Source organism: uncultured Veillonella sp., from assembly GCF_900545205.1.
GTDB lineage: Bacteria > Bacillota > Negativicutes > Veillonellales > Veillonellaceae > Veillonella.
This window is the reverse complement of the sequence record NZ_UQYC01000010.1, coordinates 14,987-32,882: the sequence shown is the minus strand read 5'-3', so window position 1 is coordinate 32,882 and position 17,896 is coordinate 14,987. Positions and strand designations below refer to the sequence as shown.

The 17,896-nt window shown below is 39.3% G+C and carries 14 protein-coding genes; all 14 read right to left on the bottom strand.

The window, feature by feature from the left end:
* Positions 1-89 precede the first annotated feature (89 nt).
* Positions 90-1,280, bottom strand: a complete 1,191-nt coding sequence (locus tag QZR70_RS02025) for a RuBisCO large subunit C-terminal-like domain-containing protein (protein WP_295792742.1) — start codon at positions 1,278-1,280, stop codon at positions 90-92.
* A gap of 208 nt (positions 1,281-1,488) precedes the next feature.
* Entirely contained in the window at positions 1,489-2,874 is a 1,386-nt protein-coding gene (locus QZR70_RS02020; protein ID WP_105085927.1) for a nucleobase:cation symporter-2 family protein, read from the bottom strand.
* Between the two features lie 145 nt (positions 2,875-3,019).
* Positions 3,020-5,569, bottom strand: a complete 2,550-nt coding sequence (gene xdh, locus QZR70_RS02015; RefSeq protein WP_295792739.1) for a selenium-dependent xanthine dehydrogenase — start codon at positions 5,567-5,569, stop codon at positions 3,020-3,022.
* A 17-nt stretch (positions 5,570-5,586) separates the two neighbouring features.
* The gene (gene hydA, locus QZR70_RS02010; RefSeq protein ID WP_295792734.1) at positions 5,587-6,936 is read right to left on the bottom strand and encodes a dihydropyrimidinase; all 1,350 of its coding nucleotides are present in this window, start codon (positions 6,934-6,936) and stop codon (positions 5,587-5,589) included.
* A complete protein-coding gene (locus QZR70_RS02005) occupies positions 6,933-8,624 on the bottom strand; it encodes a selenate reductase (protein WP_295792733.1) in 1,692 nt (563 codons plus the stop codon). The genes hydA and QZR70_RS02005 overlap by 4 nt, the downstream gene beginning before the upstream one ends.
* Before the next feature lie 28 nt (positions 8,625-8,652).
* Positions 8,653-9,981, bottom strand: coding sequence for a putative aminohydrolase SsnA (gene ssnA, locus QZR70_RS02000; RefSeq protein ID WP_295792730.1), 1,329 nt, complete (start codon positions 9,979-9,981; stop codon positions 8,653-8,655).
* A 52-nt stretch (positions 9,982-10,033) separates the two neighbouring features.
* Positions 10,034-10,969: a carbamate kinase gene (arcC, locus tag QZR70_RS01995; RefSeq protein ID WP_105089456.1), complete on the bottom strand. Its 936-nt coding sequence runs from the start codon at positions 10,967-10,969 to the stop codon at positions 10,034-10,036.
* Between the two features lie 69 nt (positions 10,970-11,038).
* Positions 11,039-12,232, bottom strand: coding sequence for a knotted carbamoyltransferase YgeW (ygeW, locus tag QZR70_RS01990; RefSeq protein ID WP_295780577.1), 1,194 nt, complete (start codon positions 12,230-12,232; stop codon positions 11,039-11,041).
* 155 nt (positions 12,233-12,387) lie between these two features.
* Complete coding sequence (locus QZR70_RS01985) at positions 12,388-13,698, bottom strand: YgeY family selenium metabolism-linked hydrolase (RefSeq protein WP_119208547.1); 1,311 nt, start codon at positions 13,696-13,698, stop codon at positions 12,388-12,390.
* 12 nt (positions 13,699-13,710) lie between these two features.
* The gene (gene dpaL / locus QZR70_RS01980) at positions 13,711-14,922 is read right to left on the bottom strand and encodes a diaminopropionate ammonia-lyase (RefSeq protein WP_005385973.1); all 1,212 of its coding nucleotides are present in this window, start codon (positions 14,920-14,922) and stop codon (positions 13,711-13,713) included.
* Between the two features lie 9 nt (positions 14,923-14,931).
* Positions 14,932-15,564, bottom strand: a complete 633-nt coding sequence (locus QZR70_RS01975) for a transcriptional regulator (protein WP_295792726.1) — start codon at positions 15,562-15,564, stop codon at positions 14,932-14,934.
* Between the two features lie 569 nt (positions 15,565-16,133).
* Positions 16,134-16,553, bottom strand: a complete 420-nt coding sequence (locus tag QZR70_RS01970; protein WP_227721591.1) for a flavodoxin — start codon at positions 16,551-16,553, stop codon at positions 16,134-16,136.
* Positions 16,554-16,563: 10 nt separating this feature from the next.
* Positions 16,564-17,151 (bottom strand): DUF3793 family protein, encoded by a 588-nt coding sequence (locus QZR70_RS01965; protein WP_105094098.1) that lies wholly within the window; start codon positions 17,149-17,151, stop codon positions 16,564-16,566.
* A gap of 101 nt (positions 17,152-17,252) precedes the next feature.
* Complete coding sequence (locus tag QZR70_RS01960; protein WP_285364282.1) at positions 17,253-17,888, bottom strand: hypothetical protein; 636 nt, start codon at positions 17,886-17,888, stop codon at positions 17,253-17,255.
* Positions 17,889-17,896: the final 8 nt, after the last annotated feature.

The following is a 17,896-nucleotide window of genomic DNA, read 5'->3' as shown; positions in this document are numbered from 1 at the left end:
TTTGATGATGGAGCAGTATCTGAAGGGAAAGCTTTCTCCTGCTTCTGAAAGTCAGCCCAACAAAACGTGACATCACCATTGGCCAACTATTATTGTTTCAATTGTGACAGTTCTTCTAATCGATTAACAAAATACGCCATATTCGACTCAAGATCTGGTCCACGACGGAACATATCGCCTCCAACGAGGAACATCGTATCATTTCCGTACAACTCTACCAGCTCATTAAGCCGAGCATCTGTTACACCACCACCCGGTGCTGGACAGGCGGCTTTCATCAATCCAAATGGATGTTTAATATAAGAGGAAATTCTCTTACATTGATCTTCGGTGAAAGTAAATCGGCCGCCATAAGATACAAATATAGGCATATCTGCACCAAAGATACGTGGTAACAATCCCAATTGCAAATAGTCGGCAATACCAGATACACCAGGGCTCACAAAGCCACCAGAGTAAGCAGGATGATGAATGATTGGTAAGCCTAACTTTTCATCACTTGCTAATTTATGAAGCCATCCAAAGCCAACAAGACCGGAAGCCACCATAAGAGCTGTGGCACCTGCTTCTTTAGCAAAATAAGCTCGTTCTATTACGTCTGTGCCATCACCAGATACATTGGCAGCATATAATGTATGTGTACCATGGGCTTCATTCATTTCACGCACCATAGCAGCACATCGCTTTACACGATCCTTAAATTGAGAGAATGACTGATTAGAGATGCCATGGTCATCCTTGATAACATCGGCCCCACCACGTGTATAAGCACCGCACATGCGAGCGAGCTCTTCATTCGGTGTTCCCATAGGTTTTACTACAGCCTGAATCATAGGGCGCGTTGGCGTTTCAACCAATTGACGAAGTCCTTGCAAGCCAAATTGAGGGCCTTTAAATACATCATATAAAGTTGGACAGAGTTCAATATCAACTACCCAAATATGTGGTTGTAACGATGAGTTACCAAAGACTACGTTTAAGAATTGCGTTGCTTCTAGCGCTGTTGTATCTACAAGATAGGAAATACGAGCCACATAGTAATGAGACGGATTTATCGTAACATTAGGCATAACCCCTACATTGGCATATGTAGAATCAGAACTCATAGGTTCTAAGGACTCCAATCTGCCAGTGATAGTGCCTTTAATGTACGGATCCGTTACAAACTCATAAGGAAACTCTATGGTTTGTTCTACCTGAACAGCCCAGGCAATGGCCTTTGCCTCTTCATACGAACTTGCTTCTATTCGATACGTAACTATAAATCGCTCGTCTTTCATAATGCGTCTCCTTTGCAATAATATTATTTAATTATATACCAAAGTAGTACACGATTCCATACAAAAAAAGGCCCCACTCTAAAACTAGAGTGAGACCTTTTGGAAAGAGCGAAAACATGTATATAGATTTTTTACCTATATAAACAAGGTTTCTACCGTGAGAGACAATACATGTAATCGTATGAGAATTAATTAATTTAACTATATCTTATTGATAGAAATGTTTAGGATAACCTTTGAATCGTGTGAAGTGACGATATTTACGTGTTGCACGGTTAGGTTCATTAACTGTTTTATAACCGAAGCCATTGAATACTACATTCAAAAGAACGGCTACGATACTACCAGCTGTGATACCAGATTTCAAAAGAATTTGTGCCCAAGCTGGGAAGTGAGCATAGAATTGAGGCGCTGCCAATGGAATCATGGATACCCCAATACTAATTGCTACGAGCATCAAGTTGTAGTTACCATCGAAGTTAACTTTACCAAGGGAGCGAATACCGCTGGCAATAATCATACCAAACATTGCGATACCTGCACCGCCTAATACAGCATTTGGGATACAAGCTACAATAGCTGCTAACTTAGGGAATAAACCTAATAAAATCAAGATTACACCAGATGCGGCTACAACGAAGCGACTTTTTACACGTGTTACAGCAATAAGACCAACGTTTTGAGCAAATGCAGTGTAAGGGAAGCTATTAAGGATACCACCAATTAAAGTGGATAAACCATCAGCGCGAAGCACTGCAGCCAATTCTTTTTGGCCGATAGGTTTGTCTACGATTTCACCAACCGCAATACTATCACCTGTTGTTTCTACCATAACTACAAGCATTACAATGATCATAGAAATAATAGATGCAAAATCAAAGGTAGGCATGCCAAAGTAGAATGGTGTTACAACGGAAATCCATTGAGAACGACCTACTTCAGAGAAGTCAGTAATACCACAAATCATAGCTAGAGCAGTACCGAGGATAAGCCCTACCAAAATAGCCAGATTACCAAGGAACCCTTTACCAAATCGATATGTCAAAATAACGAGAATAAATGTAGCTACACCAAGAGCTATGTATAGTGGATCGCCGAAGTTTTTGTTACCTACGCCGCCACCCATCCAGTTAACCGCTACTGGCATCAAGTTAATACCAATAATAGTAATGATGGTACCTGTTACTACAGGCGGGAATAGACGAATCAAACGGCTAAAGAATGGTGCTACAACAAATGTAAACAGCCCGGCTACGATAATAGCACCATAAATGGTATTAATATCATGCTGTTGACCAATCAGGATCATTGGACCTACAGAAGCAAATGTTACACCTTGAATAAGAGGAATACGACCACCAACAGGACCAAAGCCTAATGTTTGAATCAATGTAGCTACACCACATGTGAACAAATCGGCTGTGATCAAACGAATTAAATCTTCAATTGGCAAATGCATGGCTTGCGCAATAATGATTGGTACCGCTACGGCACCAGCATACATGGCTAACACGTGCTGTAAACCATAAGCAAATAATTGCGGGATTGGCAACATACCATCTACATGGTTGACACCAGATACACCTTTACTCATAAGAATCACCTCATATCTTACGTTTTAGTTACTAGTAAATAATATAGTCATACTATCGTACTTGATAGAGTTTAAAAATCTCATAGACTTCACGTGGGAACCTTGATGGACAGGGGCCGTAGCCCCTACCCATTAAGCAAATATTCTATTTTTTATAACCTGTATGTTGAATCGGCAAGGACCTACGTGGTTCTCCGTCGATACGACGATATGCATTTGCAATAGCTGGTGCAATAGGGATACTAGAGATTTCGCCAATACCCTTAGCGCCATATGCATATTGTTCCGGTGTCCCTTTTTCAATAAGGCTTACATGAATTGGCGGACATTGTGTGGCTCTAAGAAGACCTAATGTGCCATATTTAGCTGTTACATAGCCATCCTTATAAGGGAAGTCTTCTGTAACTGCATAGCCCATACCCATGATAGCACCGCCTTCGGCTTGCCCAGCACAAGATTGAGGATTTACAACACGACCTACATCGTATGCTACATGTAGTTCAGCAACTTTATTATCTTCATCAATTCTAGCTACACAAGCACCATAACCGTAAGCAACGTGATTTTTTGGATGTGGTTTATCGGAGTTGAATGGATCAGTTTCACCAAGGAACTCTTCATAAATTTCTACACCATTCAATTCTTCTAAGGTCTTAGTTTCTAACATTTCTTTCAAGCGAAGACTTGCTTTACGCGTTGCTTCACCAGTGAATACTGTTTGACGGGATGCAGTAGTTGTACCAGAGTCTGGTGTACGTACTGTATCTGGACGTTCCACAAATACTTTATCCGCTGTTAAGCCAGTTGTTTCACAAAGCACTTGAGTAGCCATAGTCGCCATACCTTGACCGATACATGCTGCACCAGTACGGATACGAACTTTACCATCACGTACTTCTAAGATAACACGACCAGTATCAGGTAACCCTACACCGATACCACTATTTTTCAAGCATACTGCAAGGCCCGTACGATCAGATGCATAATACGCATCTTTTACGGCTTCCAAACATTCTGCTAATGCAGTTTCTTCGGAGCAAATTTGGCCGTTTGGTAAGGAATCACCAGGGCGAACAACGTTTTTATAACGGAACTCCCAAGGATCCATGCCTACCAATGCAGCTAATTCATCAATGTTTTGTTCTTGACCAAAGATGGTTTGTGTTACACCGAACCCGCGGAATGCACCACCAGGAACAGTATTTGTGTAAACGCAAACACCATCAAAGGCAAAGTTATCAAATTTGTAAGGACCACAAGAGTGTGTACCTGCACGTTGAAGTACAGGACCACCTAAGGATGCATATGCACCACAGTTAGATACGATGTTCACCTTACTTGCTACCAAGTTACCTTCTGCATCACAAGCAGTAGTAATATCCATCTCCATCGCATGTCGTTTAGGATGAATATTAAGACTTTCTTGACGGGAGAAGAGAACCTTAGTTGGTTTGCCTGTGAGCCATGCTACAAGAGATGCATGATGCTGTACGCTCATGTCCTCTTTACCACCAAAGCCACCACCTACAAGCATGCTATGAACTTTTACAGATTCCTCAGGAATGCCAAGCATACGAGATACTTCATGACGATCATCGTAAACATTTTGGCTACCTGAATAGAGATGAATTACATCGCCTTCACGATATGCTACAGCACATTCAGGTTCCATGAATGCATGATCTGTTTGAGGTGTGGAATAGTGATTTGTCACTACAAATGCGGCCTCAGCAATAGCCTTATCTACATCACCACGAGATAATGTTTGACGAGACAATACATTTCCATTTGGATGTAATTGAGGTGCATCCGGTTTCAATGCTTCTAATGGGTCTACTACAGGCTCTAACTCTGTATAATCAACTTCAACGAGAGCAAGAACTTCGTCCAAATATTTCTTTTCTGTAGTTGCTACTAATGCAATTGCATCGCCAACATAGCGAGTATTATCACCTTCTGCGATGAGTACATCCCAGTCTGGCACTAAGTGACCAGTCTTATTGAATGGTACATCTTTAGCAGTCAAAGCCGTTACACACTGAGGATGTGCAAGTGCTTTAGACACATCAACGCGATCGACTCTAGCACGAGGGTATTTAGAACGCAACGCTTTTGCGTAAATCATGCCATCCATATGGATATCATCAGCATATTGTCCAGTACCTAGTGCTTTTTCCTCCGCATCAACGCGATGTAAACGAGCACCTACATTACCATTTGTATCCTTTTCAGGAACTGGTAAGTTCTCACGGAACATTTTTGCTGCCAGCATAATGCCTTCTTCGATTTTCACATAACCAGTACAACGACAGATATTGCCTAAAATAGCTTTTTTAACATCGTCAGATGTAGGGTCATTATTTTCATCAATCAAAACTTTTGCACTAATAATCATACCTGGGATACAGAAACCACACTGCACCGCTCCGCATTCACCAAAAGCATAGGTGTATACCGCTTTTTCCCGTTCAGATAAGCCCTCAATTGTTACTACTGATTTACCATCTAATTGGGATAATTTAGTTACACAAGCCTTTGCTTTTTTTCCGTCTATAATTACTGTACACGTACCACAAGCACCAGCACTACAACCTTCTTTAGTGCCCGTCAATTTCAAATCAGCTCTCAAGAAATCAATTAAACGTTGATCCTCTTGAACCTCATGTTGGGTGCCATTCACTTGAAAGCGGTACATATATAGCCCTCCTCTCATTAAGGAATACATTCACCAAGATATGATTCTAATAAGGATCCATCTTGTACCACATGGTGACCTCTAAGGATAACATCTCGAACTTTGCCTGTTACGGATATGCCCTCATAAGGTATATAGTCAGCCTTTGTATGGGCGGACTCTTTTGAAAGCACATGCTCAATGCGCTTATCAACAATTGTAATATCCCCATCGCTACCTATGGCTAATGTGCCCTTCTTAGGGTACATACCATAAAGTTTTGCAGGGTTTTCACTAACTAATTTCATAAAATCTACAGCGCTCATATTGCATTGATTTACCAACACATCATAAGCGATGATACCCCGTTCCTCTGCGCCTGGAATACCTCCAGGAATACGGGTAAAGTCATGTCGACTCTTTAATTTTTGTTCATTAAAGGTAAAGCTACAATGATCGGAACCAATTGTTTGGAATAGACCATTTACTAATGCATCCTTCAATGCCATTTGATCTTGTATCGTTCTCAAAGGTGGACTCATCACATATTTAACACCTTCAAAATCAGGTAAGTTATATCGTGATTCATCAAGCACCAAATATTGTGGGCAAGTTTCACAAGTCACTTTATGTCCAAGGTCTCGTTCCCGAATAACCTCTTCTATACCCTCTTTAGAACTTACATGAACAATATGTACTGGATACTCTAATGCAGCACCTATTGTACTAAAACGCTTAATCGCTTCCGATTCAATCATGGCAGGTCTTGTGAGTGGATGATTGCTTACATCTAATTCACCACGTTTACGTTTATCAGCTACGAGTGCATCGATGAGATCCCCAGTTTCACAGTGAGCTCCTACAAGTGCGCCTGTTGGTTTTATAGCTTCAATAGCGTCATAAATCTCACGGTCCGTTAAACGGAAGCCATAAGCTAAATATACCTTAAAGGATGATACACCAGCTTCAACCACTTTTGGGATTTCACTGGCCACAGTATCATTCATTTCTACAAGCTCCATATGGAATTTGTAGTCACAGGAGCAATGCCTTGCGGCACGCTCCTTGTGAACTTCTAAACCTTTACAAAGGGAGCCTTCCTCAGGAGAAGCAAAATTGATAATTGAAGTAGTCCCGCCAAGGATAGCAGCCTTTGTGCCACTATCAAAATCATCCGCAGTAGACGCTAAGGCATTTGTCATCTGAAAGTGTGTATGAGGATCTATAAATCCAGGGAATACATAGCAACCTTTTGCATTAATAACTTCAGCACCTTCTGGAACAGAAAGGTGTTCATCAATGGCGACAATTTTGTCGCCATCGATAAGTAAATCTCCGGTAAGGATTCGATCAGTTAAGACCAAGTCCCCTTGTTGTATGATAATCATGATACATAGTACACATGCTCTTTACAGAAGGCATGTACGACTCCTTTCAATTCTTCAGGTAATGCATCGATGTCACATACGGCTTCTTCCCCTTTGAAGCGATAACCACAGCTAGTGCCTGTGATGTAGAATCCATCATTTGTACTATCTGCTAAAGCTTCGGCATTGTGGAAGAATGTAATGCGATCCTTGTATGGTTGACAAGGTTCTACGCAATGACATGCACAGTTACCACATTCATTACAGCTTTGATCAATATGGATAATCAATTTAGCATCATTTACAGTAACGACTTCATTACATCTATTAGGACATACGCGAACACAAGAGCCACATGTTACACGGCAGTGATAATCAGAACTACGTGTACCTGGGAAGGATGGCATTGCTTCACGTTTTTTCTTCATTGCATCGCTCTTCTTGAAGATTTTATTTTCACTAATATCTTTAGCAAGTTTAGCGATTAGATCTTTATGTACTTTCAAAGCAGCGTTGTAATCAGTAGATTCTACTTCATCGGCTAAACCTTTAAATGTATTGTAGCCTTCACCTTGAAGAAGAATTGTACATACTGTTACAGGCCAGATACCACAATCAAAGATAGCTTTGATATTTTGTTTTACAGCGCCACCGCTGTAAGACATTGGTAAGCGTTCGCCGAATTGAGCACTTAAGAGCTCAGCTACCCCAATTGTTACAGGTAACAAGGATTTACCAGACATGTACATTTGCTCACCTGGCAATTCATTGTTGTGAATTTGTACAGGGAATGTATTTGTCAATTTAACGCCAAAGATCTTGTTGTGTTTTTCACCAAGAGCGATAAGACGTTCTAACATTGGAACAGCTTTATCAAATTGAAGGTCAACTTCGAATTGGTGATCTTCAAAGTCAATATATTCAAAGCCTGCATTATCTAATAACTCTCTAATGCGTTTTGGACCTAACAATGTAGGATTGCATTTCAAGTATAAATGAAGGCCTTTTTCACTGATAAGGTAAGAACAAATCGATTCGATTTCTTCTGCTGGGCAACCGTGCATTGTGGACAATGTAATTGCTTGGCAAAGTTCATCGCTAATGGAGTTGATGAAATCAGCATCGATATGTTCAAATTCATTTACATGATCAAGACACCATTGTTTACATTCATCCCACATAGGAGATTGAGATGCACTGCGCATTGTGTTGATAAATTTATCAACCATTGGGCTCTTAATACCAGCCAAGTTGTAACCAACACTCATGATGAATAGGAAACCATCTGGATCGCCTAATCCTAATTCTTTAGAGATTAATTTTAAAGCGAACCATGCTTTGATATATTCATCAGCAGCTTCATCACAGCTATATTCAGAAGACCATTCTACGTTGTATGTTTCGTCTACAGAGTAGATACAAGGTCTAGGAATACCTAGTTCTTCGCCGTACATAATTTGTACAGTTTTTAATTCGATGCAACGAGCACCTGCTACATAAGATGCCACAATGTTTTGTGCCAACTGTGTATTAGGACCTGCTGCTGGGCCTACAGGATTTTCAATAGATTTACCAAACATTGGTAAACGTTGTTCATGATTGATACGATGAATTTTATTTACATTGTAAATACGATTGTACATCTTGTACTCAGTCATAATGTGGTTCATCAATTTTCCGAAACTTACCGGATACATAATGTCACTCATAATGTCACACTCCTTTAAAGCGTTTGCGTTATGGGTTTAGTCGTTTCCATAAACCTTTAGATGTTGCTAAAACTTCGTTCATTACTTCAGCTTTGTCGATGCCTTGTAATTTACGGTCAATCATACGTGGTACACCATCACTAATAGTTGTTACCACATACATACCATTAGCACCGAATAATAAGTGACCATTGATGTTATTTTCATCAAGTGGTGTTGGTGCTGCGTAATCAAGAACGATTACGTCAGCTGCGGCACCTTTTTTAAGGATGCCTACTGTAGTATCAAAGAATTCATTCGCCATTTTACGGTTGTTTTCAAATAGCATATGAGGAACTTCTCCCCAGCCTACATATGGTTTATGTTGCTCATGTTTTACAAGACAATTTGCAACTTTGTAGGATTCGAGCATGTCATTTGTATAGCCATCTGTACCAAGGCCAACTGTGATACCTGCACCTAAAAGCTTCAAGATATCTGTTGTGCCTACTGCATTACCCATGTTACTTTCAGGGTTATGAACAACCTTAGCTTGAGATTCTTTTAATAATTCCACATCTTGATCAGTTACGTGTACGCAGTGACCAGCTATACTCTTAGGTCCTAAAATACCAGCTTCTACAAGTCGTCTTACAGGTGTCATGCCATATTTTTCTTTACTATCTGCCACATCTTCTGGGCCTTCAGCAACATGAACGTGATATCCTAACTTGTCTTCATTTTGTGCTTTCACATAATCTAATGTTTCAGGACTTAATGTAAAGGATGCATGTAAGCCCATCATAGCAGCGAGTCTAGATGGATCTTTTTTAGCCTCTTTACCAAAACGTACATTTTCTGCAACAGCGGCTTTCATCTGATCAACACCGTTACGGTCAGACACTTCGTAGCATAAACAAGAGCGAACGCCGAACTGTTTTGCTACATCTGCAATAATAGATAGGCTATTAACTGTTTCGCCATAACTTGCATGGTGGTCAAAAATAGTAGTTACACCATTTTCGATACAACCTAAATATGTAAGTAATGCGCTTGCCTTCACATCCGGAGCTGTCAGCTTATTATCTAAATAGAACCATAGGCCTTCTAAAATTTCACCAAAGTTTGTTGGTGCTGGACCTGGTAAGGATAAGCCTCGTGCAAGAGCGGAATAAATATGATGATGTGCATTAATAAAGCCTGGCATAATCAAACCGCCATGAGCATCAATAACTTCAGCCTCTTTATATGTTTTGCATAATTCATCATATGCGCCAATATCAATAATCTGAGTTCCGTCAATAACAACAGCGCCATCATAAATGATAGGTCTATCAGTATCGCGAGTAATTACAGTACCTTTTCCTAATATAATCATAGGGCACCTCCCCAACGAATCGTTGGATGCATACTTATAAATCTATATATTATTATAATACTATACGCGTACCTGTTTTTCCTGCTATACCATCCTTAGATTTTTCTAATAATGTGATAATGGAAACACGGCCTTTTTTAGATTCTGCAAATGCAATGGCAGCTTCTACTTTTGGTTTCATAGAACCTTCTGCGAATTCACCTGCTGCTGCATATTCTTTAGCTTCTGCAACTGTGATTTCATCAAGCCATTTTTCATTTTCTTTACCAAAATTAATGGCTACTTTTTCAACCGCTGTTAAGATAACAAGTACATCAGCATCAATTTCTTGTGCTAACAAGCTACTAGTCCAGTCTTTATCAATAACGGCTGCTGCACCATGAAGTTCATTACCTTCTCTAGTTACAGGGATACCGCCACCGCCACAAGCAACGATTAATTGTTTACCTACTAAGCCTTTAATCGCTTCGATTTCGATAATTTCTTTAGGTGCTGGGGATGCTACTACACGGCGATAACCGCGGCCAGCATCTTCTTTTACAACATAATCGTAATTTTTTTCTGCATATTCAGCTTCTTCTTTAGTCATAAAGTGACCAATTGGTTTTGTAGGATTTTTAAAACCAGGGTCATTTTGATCAACTAATACTTGCGTAACCATTGTCATAGTTGGCAAATGTTCAATACCACGATTTAACAATTCTTCGTGAAGCGCATTTTGTAAGTCATATCCAATATATGCTTGGCTCATAGCCACACATACAGACAATGGTGTATTTGGTTGACCTTTTACTTCACGTGTCAATGCAGCCATCGCATTGTTGATCATACCGATTTGAGGACCATTGCCATGCGTTACTACTACATCACAATTAGCTTCTACTAAATCAATAATTGTTTTAGCTGTACTTTTTACGGCAATTTTTTGTTCTGGAAGGGAATTACCTAATGCATTCCCGCCTAATGCTACTACAACTCTTTTTTTCATGTTATGCCTCATAACAAACTATTTAGAATAAAAAGGAGCCATCATCACGGATGGCCCCTAAACTTTACTTTACGGTTGAACTCGGTCAGTTCCCTTCCGCTCTAATTCTTTTAAGGTTTCTACAGGATTCTTAAATTTGCTTAAGAAGATCATAGCTGCAATAACATATGGTTTGTAGCTTGCTTCTTTATAAAGAGGTATACGATAGCGATCGAATACTGTTGCGTCTACTTCGCCTTCTTCACAACTTACACCTGTAATATCTGCTGGTAAGCAATGTAAGTAAAGAGCTTTACCGTCTTTAGTGAGACTCATCATCTCTTCAGTACATGCCCAATCTTTATGTTTACCATTTTCTTCAAGAAGAACTTTTTCTAATGCTTTAATGCCTTCATGGTCGTTTTCGCCATATAGTTTCGTACGTTTTTCCATCGCACCAAATGGAGCCCAGCTCTTAGGATATACGATATCTGCATCTTTGAAAGCGTCCTTCATGTCGTTAGTTCTACGGAAGGAACCGCCGCTTTCTTCAGCTTGTTTCTTAGCAATTTCTTCAACTTCCGGCATTACTTCGTAGCCTTCTGGATGTGCTAATACAACTTCCATACCTAGACGAGTGAATAAACCAATAGCACCTTGAGGTACGGATAAAGGTTTACCATAAGATGGAGAGTACGCCCAAGTCATAGCAATTTTTTTACCTTTAAGGTTTTCTACACCACCAAATTCTTTGATAATATGAGCTGCATCAGCCATGATTTGTGTTGGATGATCGATATCGCATTGTAAGTTTACAAGTGTAGGACGTTGTTCTAATACGCCATCTTCGTGACCTTCTTTTACTGCATCGGATACTTGATGCATGTAAGCATTACCTTTACCGATGTACATATCATCGCGGATACCGATAACGTCAGCCATGAAGGAAATCATGTTAGCTGTTTCACGAACTGTTTCACCGTGAGCGATTTGGGATTTACCTTCATCCAAGTCTTGAACTTCTAAACCTAAAAGGTTACAAGCGGAAGCAAAGGAGAAGCGAGTTCTTGTGGAGTTATCACGGAATAAGGAAATGCCTAAGCCGCTGTCGAATACTTTAGTGGAAATATTGCGTTCTCTAAGAGCACGTAACGCATCAGCTACTGCCCAAACACCTTTTAATTCATCTTCAGATTTTTCCCATGTAAGGAAGAAATCTTCGCCGTACATTTTGCTAACGTCTAAGCCTTTTAAAGTTTCAATACTTTTATTGAAGTCTGTCATCTGTAAGTCCTCTCTTTCAATTCCCTAAAGGGCTACTTAGAATCTAACTTTATTCGGTACCTCATCATATGGTGAGGTACCGTATTAAATTTGTAGTTATGAACTATGTTCTAATGATGTCCATTTTAAATAGATCTAATTCAATGTATATGATATTAGTCTTTGCAGTATACGGATGGTAATAATGCATATACAGCTGCACATGTTACAAGGTCTTGTTTCCATGTGATTTCGTTAGGAGCATGTGCTTGTGCTTCTGCGCCAGGACCGAAGCCGATGCAAGGGATACCATTACGACCCATGATGGATACGCCATTAGTGGAGAATGTCCATTTATCAGTCAATGGGCGAGCTTTACGCATTTCAACTGTGTCTTCAGCGCCGATACGTTCGTTACCATACAAGCTAGTGTATGCTTCTTCCAAAGCTTCTGTTACTTTGTGATCTTTAGGAATTACCCAAGTTGGGAAGTAACATTCGATTGGATATGTTAAACCAGTCCAGGATGGACGAGCATATTCGTACATGGATACTTTTGCACCATATTCTTTAACATGTGGTAAAGCTTCGATTTCAGCCAAGCAGGATTGCCATGTTTCACCAGCTGTCATACGACGGTCTAAGGAAACGGAGCAAGAGTCAGCTACTGCACAACGGCTTGGGGAAGTGTAGAAGATTTGGGAAGTAGTTACAGTACCGCGACCTAAGAAGCGAGCTTCTTCGTAGTGGTCAGGATTGAATTTAGGGTCAAGCATTTTAACAAGACCTTTAATTTTTGTGCTTTCATCAGCAGAGTTAGCATTCAATTCACGGATATCTTGAAGGATGTCAGCCATCTTGTAGATTGCGTTGTCACCGCGTTCAGGAGCGGAACCATGGCAAGATACGCCTTGTACGTCTACGCGGATTTCCATACGGCCACGTTGACCACGGTAGATACCACCGTCAGTTGGTTCAGTGGATACTACGAATTCAGGACGAATATTACGTTCTTTAATCATGTATTCCCAGCAAAGGCCATCGCAGTCTTCTTCTTGAACTGTACCTACAACAAGTACGCGATATTTATCACTTAAAAGACCTAAGTCTTTCATGATTTTAGCACCGTATACAGCGGATACGATACCACCTAATTGGTCGGATACACCACGACCACCGATTTTAGTTTCATCTTCGAAACCTTCATAAGGATCGAAGTTCCAGTTATCGCGATTACCAATACCTACAGTATCGATATGAGCGTCGAAGGCAATTAGGGTTTTACCAGTACCCATGTAACCAAGAATGTTACCCATTGGGTCTACTTCAACTTCGTCAAAGCCAAGATCTTTCATTTCTTTTTCAATGCGTTGAACGTGTTCTTTTTCTTCTGCACTTTCACCAGGGAATGCTACGATTTCACGTAAGAACTTGGTCATCGCTGGTCCATAAGTTGCTGCTGCTTGTTTAATTGCTTGTAAATCCATAATTAATGCCTCCTAACGATCTTCACCGTACCACATAATGTTTTTATATCTTTCAGGGTCTGTATCACCTTCAGTGGAGAAGCAGAGCACCTTTGAAGACGCATCTAATTCTAATTCCTTGCGTAAGTCTTCATATTCTGGCATTGTCATAATTGCCGTTACAAGACCTAATGGAACTGCACCAGATTCACCGGTCGTAATTGGTGTGTCACCTTTAATTGGTGCCCCACCAACGCGCATTCCAAGTCTTGCTACCCAATCAGGAGCAGATACGAATACATCCGCATGGTTTCTTAAAATATCCCAAGAAACTGTATTTGGTTCGCCACAAGCTAAACCTGCCATGATTGTATCTAAATCACCCTCAACGATACGAGGATTACCATCATCAGCTACAGCCCCTTTGTATAAGCAAGCTGCTGCTTGAGCTTCTACAACTACTAATTTAGGCTTCTTAGCTGCATTGCTATATAAATTAGTAAAGTAGCCTACTACAGAACCTGCTAAAGAACCTACACCAGCTTGTACCACTACATGAGTTGGTACCTTGCAGTTTGCAGCTTCTAACTGTTCTGCTGTTTCCATAGCCATTGTGCCATAGCCTTGCATGATCCAGTTTGGAATTTCTTCGTAACCTTCCCAAGCGGTGTCTTGAACTACAACACCATTTGGAACTTCTTTAGATTTTTTAGTTGCTAACCGTACACATTCATCGTAGTTAAATTCTTCGATTGTTACGGTAGCACCTTCATTTTCAATTTGTTTTCTACGATATTCTGTAGAGCCTTTAGGCATGAATACTACAGCTTTTTGACCTAATTTATTAGCAGCCCATGCTACGCCACGACCGTGGTTACCATCAGTAGCAGTAAAGAATGTAGCTTGACCAAATTCTTCTTTTAATTGTGGAGAAGTTAATACATCATATGGTACATCTTCAACATTTTTACCGGTTTGTTGAGCTACATATTTTGCCATCGCATAGGAGCCACCTAATACCTTAAAAGCATTAAGGCCAAAGCGATAAGACTCATCTTTTACAAAGAGAGAATCAACTCCGATATGAGATGCTAATTTTTCTAGCGATACTAGTGGAGTTACACTATATTGTGGAAAACTTTCATGAAACGCTTTAGCTTTCTTGATTTCTCTAACATCCATAACGGACAAGAACTTGTCACTAGATGGTGCCATCGTATTACGTTTCCACTGAATTCGGTCCATATTTGCCTCCTAGGATTCTTCCTTTACAGTATTTAAATCACTATAAAGAGTAAACTTAGAAATATTGAAATACTCCGCAATCTTTTCTGAAGATTTAGAGATAAGAAAAGCCCCTTTTTCATTTAAGTAGCTAATAGCTTTTAACCGTTCTACTTTATTCATAAGTGGTCCAGGTTTACCAACCAACCGTTCTGCTTCTAGTAGTAAATCATCTAATAGTTCCGATACACTTGTAGTAATTTTTTCAACAGTGCCAGTCTCAGCTTGGCCTATGCCTATAAGACTTTCAAGTGATCGATGCATCATAACAAACTCTGTTATATCCTGATTAATGCCTAACAAATATGCAATATTGCCATCATCATCACGGATATACATAGTGGAGGATTTTAATATTCGTCCATCCTTAGTTTTTGTTAGATATCCAAATCTACCTTCACTACCATCATCATAGTTGAGTACATCTAAAACTACATGTGATGGACCATCGCCAACATGTCGATTTGTTATCGTCCCATTTTCTATATATACAAGCGATGTATCAAGATCACCTTGTAAGTCATGTATCAGTACTTCACAAGATGGTCCAAATTGTATGGCCAATCCATGGGCTATAACTTTTAGCCGTTCCAATGTACTCATTGAGATAACCTCCCTCTCATCGGTATCGGTTAGTCTTTATGGTCTAAATAACTTCAGTCCGTTTACATAATTAGCATTATGATAATAATTCTAACTAATTTTGTATTAACCTAATTTTTTGTTAGGTTCCTTACTTAAATTATAGGTCTATGTATACAAAAATGCAACGTTATCATGCATTAAAGTTATTAATAATTATTCAACTATATACGTGCACTGATAGAAACACATATAAACACTATGATTTTTATCACATTATTTTATTGTTATTAAAAATTTTAATGACCAATGCATTATCACATCTATATAAATAAATATAGTAAAATTCTATAGAAGTGTGTGTATATCTATATTCTTATATCTACAATTGGATCCCCTATATCAGTGTGTATGTATATCTTTTATAAATATTCCTATCACTCATATCCCCCAACTTTCTGTTATATAGAGACATGCAGACTTATAAATAATACCAATATAAACAAAAAAGGCTGTAATAACGAATTACCGTTATTACAGCCTTTATATACTGTTAACTGTTAGGATTTATGTTAATGGTTAAGCGTAAATTATGCGTTTGCTAATGTTTTACCCAATTCTTCACATTGTGCTTTGCCATCATCATCAGGTTCACCCAAGATAGCTACGCCATCAGCTACTAATTCACCGCCAGCATCTTTAATGCGAGTGCCCCAGTCTTCTAACCAAGTACCACCCCAACCATAGGAGCCAAAGATTGCTACTTTTTTACCACCCAATTTGGATTCTAATTCAGTATAGAATGGTTCAAATTCGCCTTCTTCTAATTGTTCTGCACCCATATCAGCACAGCCAAGAGCTAATTTTTCATAAGCTGCTGCGTCATCTACAGATACTTCAGAAACAGATTTTACTTCAACTTCTTGACCTGCAGCTTTGATACCTTCTGCTACTGCTTGTGCCATTTGTTCTGTATTGCCTGTACCGGACCAATAAATTACACCAATCATCTTGTACCTCCTAGGCCGTTCTTGCGACCAATGAACTAAATGTTTTTCCCAACATCAATTGAGTTTGACAAAATTCACGACATGCTTTGTAACATAAGAAAGAGCGCTTAGCATCTACCACGTCATGGTAAACTTTCCATTCGCCACACATACGATATCCACTACCACGACGAGAAATAAAGTATTTCACATCATTTAATGGATAGCCTAAAAATACGCCAATTTCATGTGGAAAATCAATGCTTGCCTCCATACGGTATCGTAGATGTTCTAGCATCTCCATAATGCTCATACGATCATGATAACCGTAGGCTTTCAAAAATGTCATTACCGCAGGTTGCCGTACATAGTCTCTTAATTGCTTCTCACGGAATACCAATAATAGTCTACGTGCTTTACAGCGACATAATTCAAAGAAGAACAATCCTTTTTCATTGAACTCTTTATTATATTCTGTCAATACAAATTGGATTTGTTCATTCATGTCCCGTGGAATAGAAACCAAGTTCGAAAGCTTGATACCTCGAATTGCCGGTGCACAATGATATCCAATGATATGGTCAATTGAATTCATCATAATAGTACCTGCCTGTTGCACATCGTTAGAACTTTCTCTAATGAGAATAATTCCTATATGCCAATAGTACTCTTGATGAGAAAAATTGTCAAGAATAATTGATATATATTTTCAATAATTATTTATTTTTTTACTGTTAGCAAAGTCTTAACTTTAGGGAATATCGCAGCATCATTAGCTTCATTTATAGCTATAAAACGTGCATTCGGACCAGTATATTTATCATCAAAAAGGCTAATATGTAAAACTTCATTATAAGAATTATTATTAGCTACACTTTTATATTTTAATGTTCCTTCGTATACATTACCTTGTTTAGCTAATGGCGTTACAACTGTGAAAGTACCAAGGATTGGACTATCTCCCTTATTAATAGCAGAGGCAAGTGCACCTAGCGAAGATGGATCTGCATTGACATGCTTAGTTTCACTCATGCGCCCAGATAATTGCTTTCCTAATACTACATCACCATATACAGCATAGTTCATTTCATTTTCGTTTTTAATATTCAATGTATATACATTAGCAGAGGTAGCACCCGCTTCTATAAGCACAGATTTAATATCTTTTTTTGCATCGCCTGCAAAAAGTGCTTTAGGATTATTTTGATACATTGTAACACCTTCAGATAATTTAACACCTTGATATGTTACAGTTTGACTTTTATTCAAAACGGACTTAATGTTTGCTGCAGAACCTATTGCTGGAACAGATACTAATACAGCAGCTGCAGTAGCAAGTAATACTAATTTTTTCATATGTCTCC